Here is a 19291-nt window from a genome sequence, read left to right on the forward strand (position 1 = left end):
GATGACCTCCGGTTTCGTTGATTTCGCGCTTCGCTTGTTGCGTTCAGCGGTTGATTGCATCGTAGCGATCGCGTTACCGGTCGGAAATACGCGTTCCAGTGAATCATTATTGCAACTGGGTAAACGATCCGCGTGGATCGGTGTTTTTCGTCCGATGATTGCGGGGCGCCGGACGGTCAGTCGGCTCGCGCCGCACCGAGCAGTGCGCGATACCGAATCCGAGTTGCTGTTCCTGTTCCACCACTCCAGCCGCGTCTTCTATTTCGCGGCGCTGGCGGGCCGGCGCCGCGGGCTCGAATACGATCCCGAGCTGCTCTACTGCGGCTGCATGTTCCACGACATGGGGCTCACGCACCAGCACAGCAGCGCGTGCGAGGGCTTCGAAGTGGACGGTGCCAATGCCGGCCGCGATTTCCTGAAAAGCAAGGGCATCTCGCAGCAGGATATCGATGTCGTGTGGACCTCGATCGCGCTGCATACCACGCCGGGCATCCCGCAGCACATGCATCCGGTGATCGCGCTCGTCACCGCGGGTGTCGAGATGGACGTACTGGGTCTGACGTATCCGGAATACAGCGACGTCGATCGCGAGGCCGTCGTCCGTGCGCATCCGCGCACGCCGCATTTCAAGGAGGACATCATCCAGGCGTTCTACGACGGGATCAAGCACAAGCCGGATACCACGTTCGGCAACGTGAAGGCCGACGTAATCGCCGACAAGGACTCGCATCCACACGGGCAACTTCTGCAGCGTGATCCGCTCGTCCGCATGGGCCGGCTGAACGCTGTCGTTCGCCGGCGCGTTCGTCGATGCCCGTCGCCGGGCCTGGGCGACCGGCGACGCATCAGCCGATATTGATCGACTGCCCGACGTGCAGCACGTTCGGCGCCGACGCCATGCCCGGATTGAGTTGCAGGATCTCGTTCAGTGCATGTGCATCCTGCTGGTCGCGCGTCATCGTCTTCTGATCGTCCGGCGACACATGCGCCGCGTCGAGCAGCGACTGGCGATGCGCGTCGGCGATCACCCACAGCGAATCCCCCGCGACGACGATGTACGGTTGCGCGGCCGGCGACGGCGGTGCGGAGGGTTGCGCAGGCGCCGTGCTGCCCGTCGTGCCGGTGCCGGGCGGCTGCGTCGCAGTGGCGCCCGGCGCGAGCCCGGTCGTCGGCGTGCCGCCGGTCTGCGGCGGCTGATGCGACGGCGACGATGGCGTCGGCTTCGGCTTGTGCGTCGATGACCCCGATCCGCTCGAAGGCGATCCGAAGAACAGGCTCTGCAACTGTGTGAAGCCCCAGATTCCGATCGGCACGAGGATCAGCGCGGTCGGGTATTTCTTGACCCAGCGCGTCGCGTTCGGGAAATGGGTGTTCAGGCGCGCGCCAAGCAGGATCGCCGTCGACGTTGCGGCTGTCGCCGCGAGCCCGTAATGGCCCTTGTCGTATTGCGCGATCGTGCCGGCGATGCCGCTCGCCACGCCGACGAAATCCGACGTCGAATCGATCAGGCGCACGACGCGGCTGCGCTTGTCCGCGTTCACGCGGTGCGCGCTCACCGCATAGACGAGGCCCGAATACGTCGCGGCGAGCGCCGCGCTCGCGGTCGTCAGCGCGCCCGCGACCGTCGGCGAGGTCATCAGCCCGTGCACGCCGACGGCGATCGTCCCCGAATAGCCGACGATCGCGCTGCCGCGCCCGACGAGGCCGAGCAGTCGGCGGGAATTGCCGTGGTGCAGCTGCGTGAGCGACGTGCCGCCGACCATCCCCTGCATATTCGCCAGCAGGTCGGCCGACAGTTCCTTGATCTGCGCGGCCGCATCGTCGAAACCGATGAGCCCTTGCCGATGCATTTCGACGAAGTGGCTCGCCTTTACGCGGGTCTCGTTCGTCAGCAAGTCGAGCTGTTCGAGCCGCGCCGGATTGTAGCCGTGCACCGATGCGCTCAGCTGCTGCGCGAGCGAACGCTGCAGGCGGTCGAGCACGTCGTGCACCGCGCGCGGATCGCCGCTCTGCAGGCTCTGCACCGCGCCCTGGTGCATCGCGCCGAACACGCGGCCCGCACGCGCGCCGACGAAGAGCGCGGTGTTCGCATGGCTCAGCGCGTCCGAGCTCATCATGTTCATGCCGTTGAACACGTTCAGCGCAACCAGCGAGCTTGCACCGGCCACCGTGCCGCCGAAACCCAGCGACCACATCCAGTCGCGTTTGCCGAACGACGGCCGGTGGACACGCAGCGCGTTGAGCTGCGCGAGCGCGGCTTTCTGCGGGTCGCCGCGCTGGTGGCTCGGTTGCGCGGCGATGTCGCGGTTCACGATGACGGGTTTGGTGTCGTCGATGGCGAGCTTCGGATCGGCCGCCACCGCGCGCCAGAAAGCGGTGCTCGACGCATTCGCGTGCGCGGCGATTTCGAGCTGCATGGGTTCGGTGTCCGGCTTGCCGTATGCACTCAACCAGCGTTTGCCGGCGTCGCGTGCGCGAAATTCGGCCCGGTTGGCGGCAGCGTTGGTATTCCAGTAGTTCTCCTTCGCATAGGTAATCGTCGCCTGCCGCGCGCGGTCCATCAGCGCGGTGGTATTGCCTTCGTACAGCTTGGTGCGCAGCTGCGCGAGCCGATCGGGTGTCATCCCGTTTGCGAGGCCGACGCGTTCGACTTCGGCGAACAGCACCTGGTGCTGATTCGCGAGCGTTTGCGTGCCGACACGTTCGAACACGCGCGTGAGCGCGTCGGCGCCGTGCAGGCGAGCGAGCTTGCCGGGCGCGCGCAGTTCGTACTCGACGAGCTTGCGGGCGAGTGCGGCGGTCAGATCCTGGTTCGCGATGAAGTCCGAGCCGTGCGTTGCATACGACAGCCCGAGGTGAACCCAGTCGAGTTCCTCGCGGTCCAGCACGGCCTCGACGAGTTTCAGATGGCCGTCGCCCGGCACCGGTTCGAGCACGGCATCCCAGCCGTGGAACGTCACCATCACGTGCGGCGCGTCCTTGCCGGTGTTCTGGCGGGCCCACGTTTCGAGCGCGTCGAACGTGCGCACGTAGTCGTGGTATGCATCGTTGGTGCCGGCGAGCGTGCGCTGGTCTTCGGCCGACACGAGTGCGCGCGACGGCGCGGTTTCGAGGCGCAGCACGAAGCCGCCATCGGATGCCGCGTCGAGCCATTTGAACAGGTGGTCGAGGTCGTCGAGTTCGAGCTGGCGCCCCGTGCCGTCGATGTCGATCCGCGCACCTGCCTCGTCGAACTGCGCGTTGTCGAGGTTGCCGAGCTCGCGCACGCGGCGGATGAACGCCGGGTCGTGCTTCCTGCCGAGCGCCGCGGCCAGCGAATGCGGATCGACCGCGACCGACACGACCGGCATCGCACCGCCGTAGCGTTTCACGAGCGCGAGCATCTCGTCGGGGTTGTCGCGCAGCGTGAAGCCGCGCGCCATCAGTGCGATGCGATCCTGGATCTCGGCCTTCGCGCGCGCATAGGCCTGCAGCGCATGCCGGTCCGCGGCGCGTGCGATCGACAGATAGGTGATCGCGCCCTTCGCATGGCGGGACAGCACGTTTGCCGCGTGATCGGGCCGCGACAGCGGGCCATGCCATGGCATGCTCGACACATCGCGCGCGAGCCGCAACGGGATGCCGAGTGCCTTCATCATCACGCTGTCGGCCATCATGACCTGCCGTTTCGTGCCGAGATCGAGCGGTTTGCCGCTCCGGCCCGCAAACGCCTTGACGCGTTCGTGCTCGGGGAACCAGTTATCGACTTTCGCCTTGCCGAAGCGAAGGATCCATTCGGCGATCGTGGCGCTCGACAGGCCGGGCTGATAGGTCTTGATGCTGAACGGTTCGCCGGCGGGGAGTGCCGGCGAACCGGCGGGCGCCGGTGCGGCCGGCCCGCTCGGGTTGCCGTTCTTGGTCTTGCCGCGCGTGCGTTTCTTCGGCTTCGCCGGCGGGCTGGCAGCGGGCGCGCCGGACGCGGGGTCGCTGGCGAATCTGGCCTGCCGGGTCGTCGCTGCCGTCAGTTCGGCCGCGATGCGCTTCTCCAGCTCGCCGAACGGCGCGGACGATTCCGCGGCGGCTTGCTGCAGTTGCTTGTCGAGTTCCGCCTGTTTCAACACATAGGCTTCGAGCTGCGTTGGTTTTGCGCGTGCGTCGAACGCGGCCGGGTCGAGCTTCGTCACCAGGAAATGCCGGTTCGCGCCATCCGGGCCGCCGCCGATCGTCGTCTTGTCGAGATCGATGCCGGGCTTGCCCGCATCGTTGAAATGCGTTGCGTCGGCGAACCATTGCAGCGTGCCGTCGCGTGTCGCGAGGATGCCGTCGGGCTTGTGCAGCGTGTCGATCAGCGCGCCTTCCGTGCCGTAGACGTAGATGAAGTACTCCGGGCCGACCTGGCCGAGATCGATCACGCGCCGCAGATGCAGCGTGTTCGCGCCGCTGAAGTCGTGCACGTCGTCGGCCGATTTCGGCAGCAGGTTCGGCGCGACCCATCGATGGGCGAGTGGCGTCGCCCCTGCAGGCGGCTTGCCCGCCGACTGAATCCTGCCGAGCCGGCGTTGCACGCGGTCGCTCAGTTTCAGCGGCGGCGGTTTCTGCTCGGCGACCGGCAATGCCCGCTCGGCAGGCTCGAAGCCGCCGTAGCGGGACACCGCCGATTCCGGCAGCGAGGACGGGACGAACACGACGCCGCGCCGTCCGTCGGGCAGGCCGCGCGCGCGGCGGCGGAACGCGGTGCCGAGATCCTGCGCCCCGATCGACGCGTCGCCGACCGAGGTCTTCTCGTGATAGGTCCAGCCGCCGTCCTGTCCGGGTTCCGCGTAGCCGAGCACCTTGCCCGTCTTCTTGTCGACCGCGAAGATCGTCGCGCCATCGGGCAAGGCCTCCGCGGCCTTGGCGGCCGCTTTGGGCCGCTTGTACCGGGGTGCGCGGGCGAGGGTGTCGATCTGCCTGGCGACCTCATCCGCGGGCATGTCGCCGGACGGCTCGGCTTCCCACACGCGCTTCGTGTCGATGGCTTCGACCTTCGCCGCGCCGCCGAATTGCCGCAATTCGTCGAGCGACACCGGCGACAGGTAGAAGTCGAAATCCGCGCGCGCCTCATGCGGCGGCTTGCTGTCGTTGCGCTTGCGCGGACGCGTGCCCGGATACACCGCGTCGCGCACTTCATGCGAGGGGGTGTCGCCGGGATCGGCCGCCTCGGGCTGGCCGGGCTGGCTGTACGCGTCGGTCTTCAGGCTCGCGACGAATTCGGGTTGCGGATGCGTGCCGTCGTCCGCCGGCCGGTCGAGGTGCTTCGCGATCAGCACGTGCGCGTTGGGCCCCGCGTATTGCGCGAGGTCGCGGATGTCGGCCAACTGCGTCCCGTCGATCCGCTTCAGGTCGCGCTTGCCGTGCGCATCGAGCCAGTCGGCCGCGCGCGCCTCGGGCGTGAGCGTGAGCGCGGGCGCGGCCGGCATGAAGGCAGACGGATCCGGCACCGGCCACATCATCATCGACGGCATCGTCCGCGGCGCCGCACCCGCGCGGCCGGCTTCGCCGTCACGCATGGCCTGCTCGGCCTGCGCACGGTACAGCGCGCGGTAGACGGGGTTGCCGGGCAGCGACGTGGGCGCATTGCCGAATGCGTCGGCGAGCCGGGCGAGGCCGGCTTCGTCGCCGGGCATCACATGGTCGGCCTCGCGCGCGATCGCGTCGGGGAGCACCGCATGCTCGGCGATGTCGATGCCGGTCGCTTCGAGGATCTGCTTGCGCACCGCGAATGCGTTGGCCTGCGCGCGGGCTTCGGCAAGCAACGTGCTTTGCACGTACGCGTCGGAGTTGCGGGTGTCGAGGCCGAGCCGGTTCGTCGCCACATCGACCGCGTGACCGATCTCGTGCGCGAGCACGTAGACGATCGTGCCGGCATGGCGCAGGCCGCCGTCGATCACGATCCGGTGCTGGTCGGCGTCGACCTTGCTGCCGGCGCCCGCGCGGCCTTGCACGATCTCCCAGTGGCCCGGATTCAGCAGCCGCATCTGATCGGCGAGCAGGCTCGACTGACCGGCGAGCGCATAAGCGGCGTCGGGCAGCGGCGCGCCGCCGAACCACATCCGGATGCGCGTGATGAGGGAAGGCTTCTGGACGAACGCGCCGTCCGGCAGCGCTTCGCTGATCGCCGGATGCGCGAGCTCGACGTGGCCGCTGGCGATGCCGCGCTTCAGCGGGTCGATGACGGCATCGATCATCCCGGGCGTCCGGTTGGCGGCCGGGTCCGGGTGCCGGATCAGGACGGAAGGATCGCTGAAATAGAAGTTGCCCTGCGCATCGAACAGGCCTTCGAAGTCGAACGACAGGCCATGACGTTCGGCCAGCGCGCGCATGGCGGCGAGCTGCCGCATCGATTCGCGCGTCACGCGTTTCGGCAGGACGCCGTTCATCACGTCGATGCTGCCGAGCTCGGCGAGCGGGCTGTACAGCACCGCGATGCGGCCGCGGTACGTGAACGGACCGTCGACCGTGACCGTGCGCATGCCGAGCGCTTTCAACTGTTCGAGCCCGCGTGTTTCGTGCTCGAGCATCGTGCGTGCCTTGTCGCCGCCCGCATCGAACAGGCCGATCGCATTGCGCTTGCCGAGTTCGAACACCGCCTTCGCGGTGCCCGCGCCGAGGAGCGGGCCGAGCAGTTCGGCGGGATCCACGCGCCGCGACGGATCGCCGGCGACATGCAGGCCGTTCGCGTCGGCGGCGAGCGCGCCCGGGTCGATCCGTTCGCGCGGCGAGGGTGTGTAGCGGGTCCATGTGCCCGGGCCGCCGAACTGCATGCGGTGCGTGCGGTCGGTGTGCGACTCGCCGATCGTGCGAACCGTACCGCTGTCGGGCACGTAGATCGTGCGCTGCCAGATGTTCGCGAGCCACGCGCCATGCGCCGCGCGGGCGTCGCCGCCATCGAGCACGAGGCGGTTGCCCGATTGTGCGGGCCCGAACGCGTAGCGATGGTCGATCGAGTAGTCGATCGGCGTGGCGGGACGGCCGTGCGCGTCGAGCAGGCCGCCGCCGGCATCGGTTCGCGCGTGGACGAGCGTCAGCGGTTCGCCGCTTGCATAGGACACCGGACCGTTGCGGGAGAAGGTCAGCTTCGGCGAGCTGCCGCCGAACCAGCGCCGGGGAAACGGCGACACGCGATCCGCATGCTCGTTGCTCCACTGCACCTGTTCGTCGAGCGTGCGCGGCAGCCGCGCGCCCGTGCCGCCGGACGATTCGGTCGTATGCGGCGCGGGCATGCGCAGCGATGCGTTGCCCGACTGCTGCTGGTCCCAGGCGCGGCCGTAGAACGTGCCGTAGCGCTCGCCGGTGCGGCCCGACACCGCTGCGTTGCCGAATGCGTCGGCGAGGCGCGCGAGGCCTGCTGCGTCGCCCGGCATCACGTGGTCGGCCTCGTGTGCGATCGCGTCGGGGAGCACCGCGTGCTCGGCGATGTCGATGCCGGTCGTTTCGAGAATCTGCTTGCGCACCGCGAATGCGTTCGCCTGCGCGCGGGCCTCGGCGAGCAGCGTGCTTTGCACGTACGCTTCGCGGCTGCGGGTGTCGAGGCCGAGCCGGCCGTTCGACGCGTCGGCCGCGTGGCCGGCTTCGTGCGCGAGCGTATAGACGAGCGTGCCGGCGCTGCGCAGCCCGCCGTCGATCACGATCCGGCGCTGGTCGACGTCGGTGCGGCTGCCGCGTCCCGCGCGGCCCAGCACGATCTGCCAGCCGTCCGATTTCAGCAAACGCATCTGATCGGCGAGCAGGCTCGACTGACCGGCGAGCGCGTAAGCGGCGTCGGGCAGCGGCGCGCCGCCGAACCACATCCGGATGCGCGTGATGAGGGAAGGCTTCTGGACGAACGCGCCGTCCGGCAGCACTTCGCGGGTCTCCGGATGGGCGAGGACGATGCTGCCGTCGGCGATGCCCCGTTTGAGCGGATCGATGACGCTGTCGATTTCCTCGAGGGTGGACGCGATATCTTCATGCTCGTCCGAGCGGAACACGGTAGACGGATCGCTGAAATAGAACTCGCCGTGCGCGTCGAACAGACCCTGGAAATCGAACACCAGCCCATCACGCTCGACGATCTCGTGCATCGCTGCGAGTTGTCGCATCGATTCGTGCGTGATGCGCTTCGGCAACGCGCCGAGCGAGACGGCCCGGCTGCTGAGTTCGGCGAGCGGATGGTACAGGATCGCGATCCGGTTGCCGACCGAGAACGGGCCGTCGATGGTCAGCGTGCGCATGCCGTAGCGGCGCAGCATGTCGAGCCCGCTGCGTTCCGTGTCGAGCGCATCGTGATGATCGTCAATCTGGCTGTCGCGCGGCCGCAGGGGATCGATGTCGTACAGGCCGATCGCGTTGCGCTTGCCGAGCTCGAACACGGTTTTTTCGATGCCGGCCCCGAGGAACGGGCCGATCAGCGCTTGCGCGTCCAGGCGCCGCGACGGATCACCTGCCACGTGGAGGCCGTTTTCGTCGACGGCGAGTTCGCCATAGTCGATCCGCTCGCGTGGTGATGGCGCATAGCGGGTCCACGTTGGCGCATGGCCGAACTGCACCTTTTCTCTCGTGCCGGCCGGATTTCCCGCAACCGCATTGAGGCTGCGGATCGTGCCGCCGTCCGGCACGTAGACCGGACGCTGCCAGGTGTTCGCGAGCCACGCGGCGCCAGCGTGCCCGTTGTCCGCGGCGAAGACCAGCGCGCGTCCGGAACCGGCGCCGGTCGACGAGCCGGCCAGGAAGTTCGCGATTGAATAGTCGACGTGCTGCGCGGGGCGGCCGTGTGCGTCGAGCAGTTGGCCCGCGGCGTCGGTTCGTCCGTGGATGACCGTCAGCGGCTCGTCGGGCCCGATCGACGTGCGTCCGTCCAGGCTCTTGAGCGTCATCTGCCGCGGCTCGTTGCGCCCGCGTTGCGCGAACGGCGAGATCTGCTCCGCATGCGCGAAGCTCCACTGCACCTGTTCCTCGAGCGTGCGCGGCAGGTGCGTGCCGCCGTCGCCGACCGCTTCCGTCGTGTGCGGCGCGGGCATGCGCCGCGGCGCGCCGCCGTGACGCTTCTGCTTGTCCCAGATGCCGTCGTAGAAGGCCTGGTAGGTCTCGCCGCGGCGGCCCGACACCGGCACGTCGGCGAATGCGTCGGCGAGCCGGTCGACCGTGCCCGCATAGTCGCTCGACGGCGCCCAGCGGTCGGCCTCGTGCTGGAGCGCGTCGGGCAGCGTCGTGTTCGCCGCGATGTCGCCGCCGCCGGCGAGGTCGATCTCGTAGCGCGCTTCGAACGCGTTGATCTGTGCGCGCGCTTCGGCTTCGAGCGCCTTGCGCGTGAAGCGGCTGCGGCCGCTGTAGTCGAGCGAGTCCAGCGTGCCGTCGATCGCCTCGACGGCGTGCTTCGCCTCGTGCGCGAGCGTGTACGTGATGCTGCCCGAATCGCGCAGGCCGCCGTCGATCGTCACGCGGCGCCGCTTCGGATCGATCCGGCTGCCGCCGCCGCGCTTGCCGAGACTCACGCGCCAGCCGGCGTCGCTCAGCATCCGCAACTGCTGCGTGAGCGTGTCTGATTGCTGCGCGAGCGCATGGACCGCGTCCGGCAGCGGTGCGCCGCCGAAGCGCATCTGCAGCCGCGTGAAGAGGCCCGGGCCGGCCAGCGACGGGTCCGGCGGCGCTTCGGTGATTTCCGGGTGCGCGGCGGCCGGGAGCACGTGGTCCTCGGCATGCGCGTCGCCGGTCGGGGTTGGGCGGGACGCGTCGCTCCCGTCGCTTGCCGCCCGCGAGGCAGGCCGCTCGGCCGGCTTGACGAGCACGAGGATGCGGTTCGGTGCGCTGAATGCGCCGTCCAGCGCGCGTGCCGCGCGAGCGGGCGGTTGCGGCGGCAGGGCGGCATTGTTTTCGGGGTCCGTGGCGCTGCGCTTGGTCGTCGCGAGCACGATGACGGTGTCGTCGTTCGCGGGCGGCGGCGCGCGGCGAACCGCGGGCGCTTCGGGCGTCGGCGCGGGCGTGTCGGCTTCGGCGACGCCTGCCGTCGCGTCGGCGTGCTGCGCCTGCGCGTTCGTGCCGACGACGCGGCCGCCCGTGACCGGCGCATCGGGCGCAGGCATGTAGCGAGTCAACGGCGCATCCGCGCGCAGCGTGCCGTCCGTGTGCAGCGCTTCCAGCGTGGCCGCGAACACCGGGCGCTGCCAGCGGTTCGCGAGTTCGGGCGCAACGTGCGCGTCCGCGGCGTCGGCGATGACGACGATCGGTTCCGCGACGTCGGCGGGCAGCGAGCCCGCCGCGCGAGGTTGCGCAGCGTCGGGCGGTGCCGCCGCGTGGTCGTCGCCGTTGCGCACGATGACGAGCGTGTGCCCGCCGTAGTCGAGCGCTTCGGCCGACGGGCCGTGCGGCACGGAGACGCCGGCCGGATCGAGCGTCGCGGGCTGGGATGCGGGTTCGGCGTCGGTCAGGTCGATCACGCGGACCGGCGTGCGCGGTGCAACGCTGGCCGGTTCTTCGAGGGCGCCCGCACCGGGTGCGCCGGGCGAGCGCGCGACGGCCGGATCTTGCGCCGCGCGCAGGTCGCTGCTGCGTCGATTCTGCGCGGCGACATGCGAATCCGCCGCGCGCGTTTCCTGCTGGTTCTCGTCGCGCGCGGCCTGTGCTTCGCTCGTGTGCTGCGCACTGCGTGCGCTTGCCGCAGTGGTTGCGGTGGCTGTGTTGCTCGCTTCGGACGCGCGCGTCGCGGCTTCGTCGGCGGGGGGCGCGTGCTGCGCGTGGTCGGCGGGCGGAGCGTTGTCGTTCGCCTGTTGCTGCAGGTCGTCCTGCCACTGGGTGGGTGTTTTCGCGACGAGCTTCGACGGCGCGTCGATTTCGCCGTCGCGGCCGAACGACAGCCGGTCGCCCGTCTCCGTGATCGAATCGATCTTCGTGCCTTCGGTCCAGGTCTTGCCGGTCAGCTTGACGATGCTCAGTTCGCCGTTCTCGCCGAGCATCACCGATGCGCCCCGCGGCAGATTGTTCAGGTCCTTGTTGTTGAGCCCGTCGAGCACGCGTACGGGCATGTTGTCGTAGGTGAGCACCTTGTCGCCCGCCATCAACGTGCCGTCCTTCGCGACCTTGATGTCGACGCCGTCGAGCGACGCGCGCGTCGCGCCAAGCGCGAGTTGCGGCGGCTCCTTCGCGGTCAGGATTTTCTGCAGTTGCCGGCCGTCGATCGAGATGCTGTCGCCACCCGCCGAGCGGGCGATCACCGGCTTGCCGGTGACGCGCACCGCCGCATTGACCACGCGATCCCTCACGCCGCCTGCACCCATCAGCGCGACGTTCGTGAAGCCGGACTTGAGATCTTCCCAGCCCTGCTTGCTGTTCCCGTCGGCGAAAGCGAAACCGGCCTCGACGAAGCTCTCGCTCGCGGCGCCGACGCCGGTGGCGAGCGACGTGCCGCGCACGATCGCCGTGGTCACGCGCGCGGCCTTCGCCGAGCCGGTGAGTGCCGTGATCGTCTTGCCGAACACTTCCGATCCCGCGAACTTCGCGGCGCCGGCCGCGCCCATCGGCACGAGGTTGAGCCAGTCGCCTCGCGCGCCGGCGTCGGTGAACGGATTGACGCTCTGGTTGTGGTCCCATCGCGAGCCGATATCGATCGCGGATTTCGCCATGCTCGAGCCGATCGCCGTGTCCATCATGACCGCGCCCGTGAAGTTCAGCGCGGCGCCGGCAAACGCGCCCACGCCCGTTGCGTCGAGCAGCACGCCGGCGCCTTCCATCAGCAGCCCGAGACCCATCATCCCGAGGTTCACCTTGCCGCCCGTCAGCGTGTTCAGCGTGCTGTCGAACCAGTCGTCGTGATGCGCGGCCTTCTGCTGGTACTGCGCGTGACCGTTGCCGTCGTAGCCGGTCACGAGGTCGAGCGTACCGCTCGACGCAAGCTGGTTGTTGTCGACGTAGTCGCCGACGTTGTCGTATTTCGCCGACGTGTCGTCGACATACTGGACGTTGCCCTTGCCGTCGGTGACCTTGAAGAGCGCGCTCGTCACCATGCCGGCCGTCTTGTCCGAGTAGATCAGCGGCAGGATGTTGACCTGCGTGCCGGCGCCGCCGCCGAGCTTCAGGATTTCGCCGCGCACCTTGTTGATCGTGTCCAGCTTGTCCTTGTCGGTGTAGCGCACCGTGTCGTCGTTGACGGGCGCGGTGGGCGAGCCCGTGTCCGACGACGGCTGGACGTCCGGCGCGACCCCGATCGCGGTGCCGATCAGGTTGCGCTGCTCGTTGTCGGTCAGCTTGCCGAAATCGATCGTCGCGGCCTTGTTCGTGCTCACGCCCGCCTGGTCGAGCAGCGATTGGGACAGTTCGCTCTGGTGCGCGCGGAAGAAGCCGTCCAGCGCCTTCGAGTACGCGTCCTTGTCGTCCTGGCTCTGCGGGTTGCGCAGGTTCTCGGCGAGGCTCGCGTCGAACTGGTCGAGCAGCACCTGCTGATGCGACATCTCCGTCAGCAGTTGCAGCTTGTTGATGTTCGCGTCGGCCTGCTGAAGATTGCTGCGCGCCTTGTCGAGGTCGCCCTGGTACGGATTCGCGCGTAGCGGCGTCGGCATCGGGATCTCGTCGCCGTCCACCATGCGCAGCCGCACGGGCGTCGGGTTGTGCGCGTACCAGTCGTCGTATGTTTTCTGCATGTCCGCGAGCTTGCCCTTCAGCACGCCTTCCTGCGTCTGCGCGTTCGCGAGCTGGAATTTTGCGGCTGCGTCGTTGTACGTGTTGGACAGCCGGCTGTCGGCCGTGCGCAGTGCGCCCGCGACGACATGGAGCTTTTTCGCGTCGAGCGCGGTCTGGCCGGTCGCGGTGGTCGGCACGGACGTGTTCGAGCCGGGCGGTTGCAGCACGAACGACGGATTCGCGAACAGCGTCGTGGGAGGGAGCGATGTCGACAGGCTGCCGGCCGGTGCCGACGTGCTCAATGACGACGTCGGTGTCTGCGTCGTCGACGGAGCCGGCGTACCCGATGTACTCGGCGTACCCGATGCGCTCGGCAGCGACGTGCTCAACGACGGCGACGGTCCCGACGATGGGGCCGGCGTCGTCGTCGTGGGCGGCGGATTCGTCGACAGCGTCGGCGTCGGGTTCTGCAGCACAAACGGCACCTTCGGCTTGAGCTGCGCGTCGATCTGCGAGCCGGCGTCGTCGTACTGCTGCGCGAGCGTCTGGCCGTAGGCGACCACGAATCCGTCGTGCGCGAGGCTCGCCGTCTGTTTCGCCTGCGCCAGCGCATCGGATGCATTGCCGAGATCGACGTCGACCTTCGGGTGCGGATCCAGCGATTTCGGATTCGCGGTATGCCAGTCGTCGGACGCGCTTTTCGCCGTGTCGTATTTGGCCTGCAAGTCGTCGACCGTGAGCTGCGCGCCGAGCATCTGCATGTAGCTGCCGCTCGTGTTCGCCTGCGTGGTCGCGCGATCGAGCGCGGCCTTGTCGTCCTTCGCTGCGCCGGGCGTCGAACCGATCAGGCAGGCGCTGTCGACGTCGTACTTCTGCTGCAGTGTCGTGACCTGCTGCGCGTCGAGCGATGCAGCATAGGCCGCGTTCGAGTAATTCGCGATCTTCGCTGCCTGCGCGACGTTCGCTTGCACGGCGTTCATGTCGACGTTGCCGTTCTGGTCGGTCGCGGGCGGGTCGGGCAGATCGACCTGCAGCTGCAGCGGCGCGAGCGCGTCATTCAGCTTGCCGACGCCGGTATCGATCGCGTCCTGGTACGCGGGATCGCCCATGTACGACTGGAACTGCGTATAGGCGAGATTCGCGTTGCTGACGTCCGCCCAGTACTTGGCCTGGCCGACCGTCGCGCTCGACGCCGCCGACTGCCAGTCGTCGTACGCCTGGATCTGGTCGGGCGTCTTGCAGTCGCCCTGTTGCGGAACGAAGTTCGGATTCGCCTTCGTCTGGTCGGGGAACAGCTTCTGCAGCGCGGCGAGTTTCGCGTCGGCCTGCTGCTGCGCGGGGCCTTCGATGTTCTGGTTCGTCGGGTCGGAGCTGTACTGGTCGGCCTTCGCCTGTTCGCCGTACAGGATGCGGTAGCCGGCGTCGGTCGTCACGTCGAGCTCGCGTTGCGCGGTGTCGGCCGCATTGCGCGCTTTCGTGTAGTTGTCGACTGCGGCCTTGTGCTCGTCGGGCGTCGAGTCGGGGTCGCGGCTCGTCATCCGCAGCACGCCTTGCGCGCCTTGCAGCGCCTGCTGCGCGTTGTCGTATTTTGTCTGCGCGTCCTGGATCACGCCCTGGACCGCACGCGTCGTGTCGTTGTCGACGGTGATCTCAGGCGGCGCCACGCGATATTGATCGGCCATGCTCTGCAGCAGCGCGGTGGCCGAGCCGATTTCGGCGTTGGTCGGTTTGGTCGGATCGGTACCGAGGTCCGCCTGCACGGGGATCGGCGGCGCGGCGGTCGGGTTGACCGGGTTGGCGGGACCGTTGTTCGGGCCGTCGTTGGACGTGCCGTCCACATTTTGCGGCGGCTTCGGCGCGAGGTCCGGATTCAGCGTTTGCGACAGGAAACGCTGCCAGTTCAAACCCAGACCCATTCCGTCGATGGACAGCATGCAAGGCTCCCGTCAGGCGCGGCCGTACGCGGGATGTACGCCGCCTGCGCCGCATGGCGCGAGTTCGAGTGTACGGAAGCGGGTGGAGCGAGCACGGGCAGGATTCGTAGCGGATGACGGCAGGAAGCCGGCTCGTCCGGGCAACGCTACGGAAAGCGGCCATGCCGGAATACGACACGATGCAGTGACGGCGCGGCGACGGAGCGGGAGCGGCGATTCGCCTGGTTTCGCGTGTTACGGCTTCCTTTCAGGCATTCGGCGAATTCTTACTTATTGCTTTCGTTCTGGTGGAGAGGGTTGCGAAATGGGCCGTGAAGCAACGGCGATCCATCGCGTGACGTGGATCCGGCGCTCGAACAGTGCGGTTGCTTCAACGTTCCACTGTCAAAGCGTTGTTACGTGACAACTGCAAGTTACAGCGGATGATTTTATATACTGAATTCCTGTCTCAGCCCCACCAGGCGAATCTTCGATTCGCGCGCGCCTTCTCAAACCGGCTTTCCAGCCCGTTGGGATACCCGCACCCCCGCAATCCGCAAGTCTGCGGCAAAACGCCTATAATGAATGGGCAAATTGCCGGAGAGAGGTCATGAGCACCATCGCTTTTCATCCTTCGGGCGTCGCATATCCGCGTCAGGCCGAATTCACGATTCTCGAGCAACTGCTGGCGATTCGCGTCCGATCGGGCGCCGATCTTGCCGAGCTGGCGAGCGCACGTGTCGACGTCTCGGTGATCGACCGGCTGTCGGAGCGCGGGCTGAAATCGGACGAGCTGGCCTTCATCATCCCGCGCCGCACGTTGAGCCACCGTCGCCAGGCGCACGAACGCCTGTCGCCGGAGGAATCCGACAAGGCGATCCGCCTCGCGCGCATCGTCGCGCAGGCGACGGCCACGTTCGGCGACCCGGACAAGGCGATGGCGTGGCTGCGCAACGGGCTGCAGCGCTTCGGCGGCCGCACGTCGCTCGACATGGCTAGCACCGAGCATGGCGCGCGGCTCGTCGAAGAGGTCCTCACGCAGATCGACGAGGGATACTTCGCTTGACGACGCTGTGGCGGATCAGCAATTACGCCGATCTGAAAGGCATCGGCGGGTTGCGTGCCGGCGCGCGCTGGCATTTTGCCGGGCAGCCCGTCGTGTATCTCGCCGAGCATCCGGCACTCGCGCTGCTCGAGACGCTCGTGCATTTCGAAATCGCCACCGTCGCGCAATTGCCGAGCGGATACCAGTTGCTTCGTATCGAGGTGCCGGAATCGGTGGACGTTGCCGAAATCGCGGAAGGCGACGCGCCGGACGACTGGCGAACGAACGTCGACTGGACCCGCAGCGCCGGCACCGAGTGGCTGCACACGCAGCCGAGCGCGCTGCTGCGCGTCCCGAGCGTCGTCGTGCCGCACGCGCATAACTTCCTGCTGAATCCGCTGCATCCGGCCGCGTCCGAGATCCGCGTCGCGGAAGTCATGCAATCGCCGTACGACACCCGGATTCTGCGGCTGATCGAGTCGAAGCCGGGCGAATAGGGAACAAGAAGGAACGGGGCACTTGCCGCGAGCTGGTTCAACGCTCATGCGCGGCGCGATCCGCGGCCGCATCGGGCGGCAGCGTCTGCCGGATGCGCGTGATCGTTCGCGTACTGACGAGACCGAGCATGGCGCTGACGTCGGCGTGCGCGTGGCCGGCGAGCAACTGGCGGCGCGCATACGTGTTGCGCAGCACGCGCGGGCTCATGTCCGTTGCGTGGAAACCGATCGAGGTCAGCGCGGCGCGCACGACGAGCAGCAGAAACATGTCGTTCATTGCGCCACCGCCGCGCGGCGCGGGAAACAGCAGCGCCGATGCCGGTGCGTCTGCCGAGCGCGCACGCCATGCGGCGAGCGGCGCCAGCGCGAACGCGGCGAGTTCGATCCGGCGCGCCGGCCGCGCGCGATCGCGCGGCACGGCTAGCGCCGGTGGCCGCGTGTCGAGATCGGGCGCGTCATGCGTCGTCGCGCGAATCTCGGCGGACGTGATGCCGCTCGCGAGCAGCAGCGCGACGATCGCGCGATTCCGGCAGTCGGCCGGCGTGTCGTCCGGTCGCGGCTGCACATGGCGCTGCAGTGCCGCGTCGAAGTCGCGCGGCAGGTAGCACGGCTCGGGCTCGCCGTCCGGCCACGCGAGATGACGCGTCGTCCGGCCGGCCGGATGGATCGTCCGCACACCGGTGTCGACCAGATGCCGGCCCAGCCGGTCGATCAGCTTCGCGTAGCGCACACGTGTCGATGTGCCGGGCGCGCACGTGCGTTCGAGATCCATCAGGAAGGCTGCGACGTGGTCGGGCCCGAACGTGGCCAGCGACACGCGGTGCGCGCTCAGATGGCGTAGGAATCGTTCGAACATCGCGACGTGCTGCACGACCGAGCGCGGCGCGAACGGCCGGCGGCCGGCGCCGGTCGCGGCGGTTTCCTGCCATGCGCGAAAGGCGCCGACGGGGTCGTGAATCCAGCGATTCGTATCCATCCACGAGTTATAGCCGGACGCGGTGACGCCGGCAATCGTCCCGATGTCCATCCGCATCCGGCCGGCACTTGCAACGCAACCGGCGCATCAGTGCGCGGCACGCGTCATTTCCTTGTTGCGGAAAAAAATTCGTTCGTGGGACTATCGAACGCGTTGCCCGTGCCCCGAGGGGGTTGCAGGCAGCGCGATGCCCATCGCAACGACCTAAAAGAACATCGACAGACAATGAACAGAACAGCGATTTTCCCGTATGCGTCCGCGTTGCTCGCGGCCGCGCTGCTGACCGCATGCGGCGGCGACGTCGAGAACGAAGCGGGCCGCACGCAGGCACCTTCGACCGATACGAGCTGCCTCGCGGTCGACAACAGCGGCGCGACGGTCGTGGTGGGCTCGAACCAGCCGGGCGATCCTTCGCTGCCGGAAGCGTCGTCGGGTTATCGCACCGGGATGAAACCCGTCTATGCGAAGACCTACCTGGTGGCGACGTCGAACGCGTATGCGAGCGCGGCCGGCTGCGCGGTGCTGAAGAAAGGCGGCACGGCCGCCGACGCGGCGGTCGCCGTGCAGGCCGTGCTCGGCCTGACGGTGCCCGAGGCGACGGGCCTCGGGTCGGGCGGCGTGCTGCTCTACTACGATGCGCGCGGCAAGACGCTGCAGGCGTACGACGGCCGGGAAACCGCGCCGGCCGCCGCGACGGAGAACTATCTGCGCTACGTCGACGACACGACCGACCATTCGGCGCCGCTGCCGAACGCGCGCGCCAGCGGCCGCTCGATCGGCACGATCGGCGTGCCGCGGCTCATCGAGGCACTGCAGCAGGATCACGGCCGGTTGCCGTGGCAGAACCTGTTCGGCGATGCGATCACGCTCGCGACCAACGGCTTCCCGATCGGTGGCCGGCTCGCCGACGCGATCGCGGCAAACGCCGCGAACCTGAAGCGCGATCCCGAGGCTGCCGCGTATTTCCTGAATGCCGATGGCTCGCCGAAGACGCTCGGCACCGTACTGAAGAACCCCGCATATGCGCACACGCTGGCGCTGATGGCGCAGTCGGGTGCGAATGCGCTGTACACGGGGCAGATCGCGCAGGACATCGTCGCGAAGATCGCCACGACGAAGGGCGCGGACGGCTCGACGCTCACGCCGGGCAAGACGACCGTCGCGGATCTGGCCGCGTATCAGGCGAAGCGCCGCGAACCCGTGTGCACGACCTATCGCAGCTACTGGGTGTGCGGGATGCCGCCGCCGTCGTCGGGCGGTATCGCAGTTGCATCGGCACTCGGCATTCTCGAGAACTTCGACCTGAAGTCGCTGAAGCCGACGGCGATCGATCTCGAAGGCGGCAAGCCGACCGTCGCGGGCGTGCATCTCGTCACCGAGGCCGAACGGCTCGCGTATGCCGACCGCGACAAGTACGTGGCCGATACGGATTTCGTGCCGCTGCCGGGCGGCACGTGGGACACGCTGCTGAACAAGCCGTACCTGAAATCGCGCGCGGCGCTGATCGACACGACCAAGAGCATGGGCACCGCGCAGCCCGGCAATCTCGGCGCGGTGCCGCTCGGTGTCGACACGACGCTGATCGAGCACGGCACGAACCAGTTCACGATCGTCGACGGCGACGGCAACGTGCTGAGCGCGACGACCACGGTCGAGTCGAGCATGGGCTCGTTCCACATGACCAACGGCTTCCTGCTGAACAACCAGTTGACCGACTTTTCCGCGAACCCGGTCGACAGCGCCGGCAATCCGGTGGCCAACCGCCTGCAGCCGGGCAAGCGGCCGCGCAGTTCGATGGCGCCGACGATCGTGTTCGGGCAGGCCGCTGACGGTTCGCGCGGCGATTTCGTGATGGCGACCGGTTCGCCGGGCGGCGGCACGATTCCGCAATACGTGGTCAAGACGCTGGTCGGCGCGCTCGACTGGGGACTCGATGCGCAGCAGTCAGCGGGGCTCGTCGATTTCGGCGCGAGCAATAGCCCGACGACCACGATCGGCGGCGAGCATCCGAACGTCAACGCGGCGAACAACGGTGCGAACGATCCGCTGATCACGGGGCTGCTCGCGCTCGGGCACAAGGTGTCGACGTCCGCGCAGGCGAGCGGCGTCAACACCGTGATGCGTGTGACGGTCGGCCAGTCGCCCGCGTTGCAGGGCGGCACCGATCCGCGTCGCGAAGGCGTCGTGCTTGGCGATACGTTCCGGCCGTAACCGGGCGGAACGCGCACGGCCCCGATCTGCCTGTATCTAT

5 protein-coding genes and 1 pseudogene are annotated in these 19291 nt (G+C 68.2%); 4 read left to right on the forward strand and 2 right to left on the reverse strand.

Annotated elements, in window-relative coordinates; genetic code table 11:
• The first annotated feature begins 154 nt into the window (after window positions 1–154).
• A pseudogene (locus tag GD429_RS32665) lies at window positions 155–782 on the forward strand (HD domain-containing protein).
• Window positions 783–845: 63 nt separating this feature from the next.
• On the opposite strand, the gene GD429_RS32670 reads toward GD429_RS32665, so the two are convergent.
• Window positions 846–14543: an LWXIA domain-containing protein gene (locus tag GD429_RS32670; protein WP_152863339.1), complete on the reverse strand. Its 13698-nt coding sequence runs from the start codon at window positions 14541–14543 to the stop codon at window positions 846–848.
• 589 nt (window positions 14544–15132) lie between these two features.
• Between GD429_RS32670 and GD429_RS32675 the strand changes: the two genes are divergently transcribed.
• Together GD429_RS32675 and GD429_RS32680 are read left to right on the forward strand one after the other, a co-directional pair.
• The gene (locus tag GD429_RS32675) at window positions 15133–15588 is read left to right on the forward strand and encodes an antitoxin Xre/MbcA/ParS toxin-binding domain-containing protein (protein WP_152863341.1); all 456 of its coding nucleotides are present in this window, start codon (window positions 15133–15135) and stop codon (window positions 15586–15588) included.
• The gene (locus GD429_RS32680; RefSeq protein WP_152863343.1) at window positions 15585–16064 is read left to right on the forward strand and encodes an RES family NAD+ phosphorylase; all 480 of its coding nucleotides are present in this window, start codon (window positions 15585–15587) and stop codon (window positions 16062–16064) included. Before GD429_RS32675 ends, GD429_RS32680 begins: the two co-directional genes overlap by 4 nt.
• A gap of 37 nt (window positions 16065–16101) precedes the next feature.
• On the opposite strand, the gene GD429_RS32685 is transcribed toward GD429_RS32680, so the two are convergent.
• Window positions 16102–17040 (reverse strand): site-specific integrase, encoded by a 939-nt coding sequence (locus GD429_RS32685; RefSeq protein WP_152863366.1) that lies wholly within the window; start codon window positions 17038–17040, stop codon window positions 16102–16104.
• A gap of 225 nt (window positions 17041–17265) precedes the next feature.
• Between GD429_RS32685 and GD429_RS32690 the strand changes: the two genes are divergently transcribed.
• Window positions 17266–19251, forward strand: a complete 1986-nt coding sequence (locus GD429_RS32690) for a gamma-glutamyltransferase family protein (RefSeq protein ID WP_152863345.1) — start codon at window positions 17266–17268, stop codon at window positions 19249–19251.
• Window positions 19252–19291: the final 40 nt, after the last annotated feature.

The organism is Burkholderia sp. BE17 (genome assembly GCF_009362305.1).
In the GTDB taxonomy this organism is placed as follows: Bacteria; Pseudomonadota; Gammaproteobacteria; order Burkholderiales; family Burkholderiaceae; genus Burkholderia; species Burkholderia pyrrocinia_C.

What these genes read in the sequence shown, in the direction of transcription:
- GD429_RS32670 (WP_152863339.1), bottom strand. Translation starts at nt 14,543, where the DNA reads ATGCTGTCCATCGACGGAATGGGTCTGGGTTTGAACTGGCAGCGTTTC.
- GD429_RS32675 (WP_152863341.1), top strand. Translation starts at nt 15,133, where the DNA reads ATGAGCACCATCGCTTTTCATCCTTCGGGCGTCGCATATCCGCGTCAG.
- GD429_RS32685 (WP_152863366.1), bottom strand. Translation starts at nt 17,040, where the DNA reads ATGGATACGAATCGCTGGATTCACGACCCCGTCGGCGCCTTTCGCGCA.
- GD429_RS32690 (WP_152863345.1), top strand. Translation starts at nt 17,266, where the DNA reads ATGAACAGAACAGCGATTTTCCCGTATGCGTCCGCGTTGCTCGCGGCC.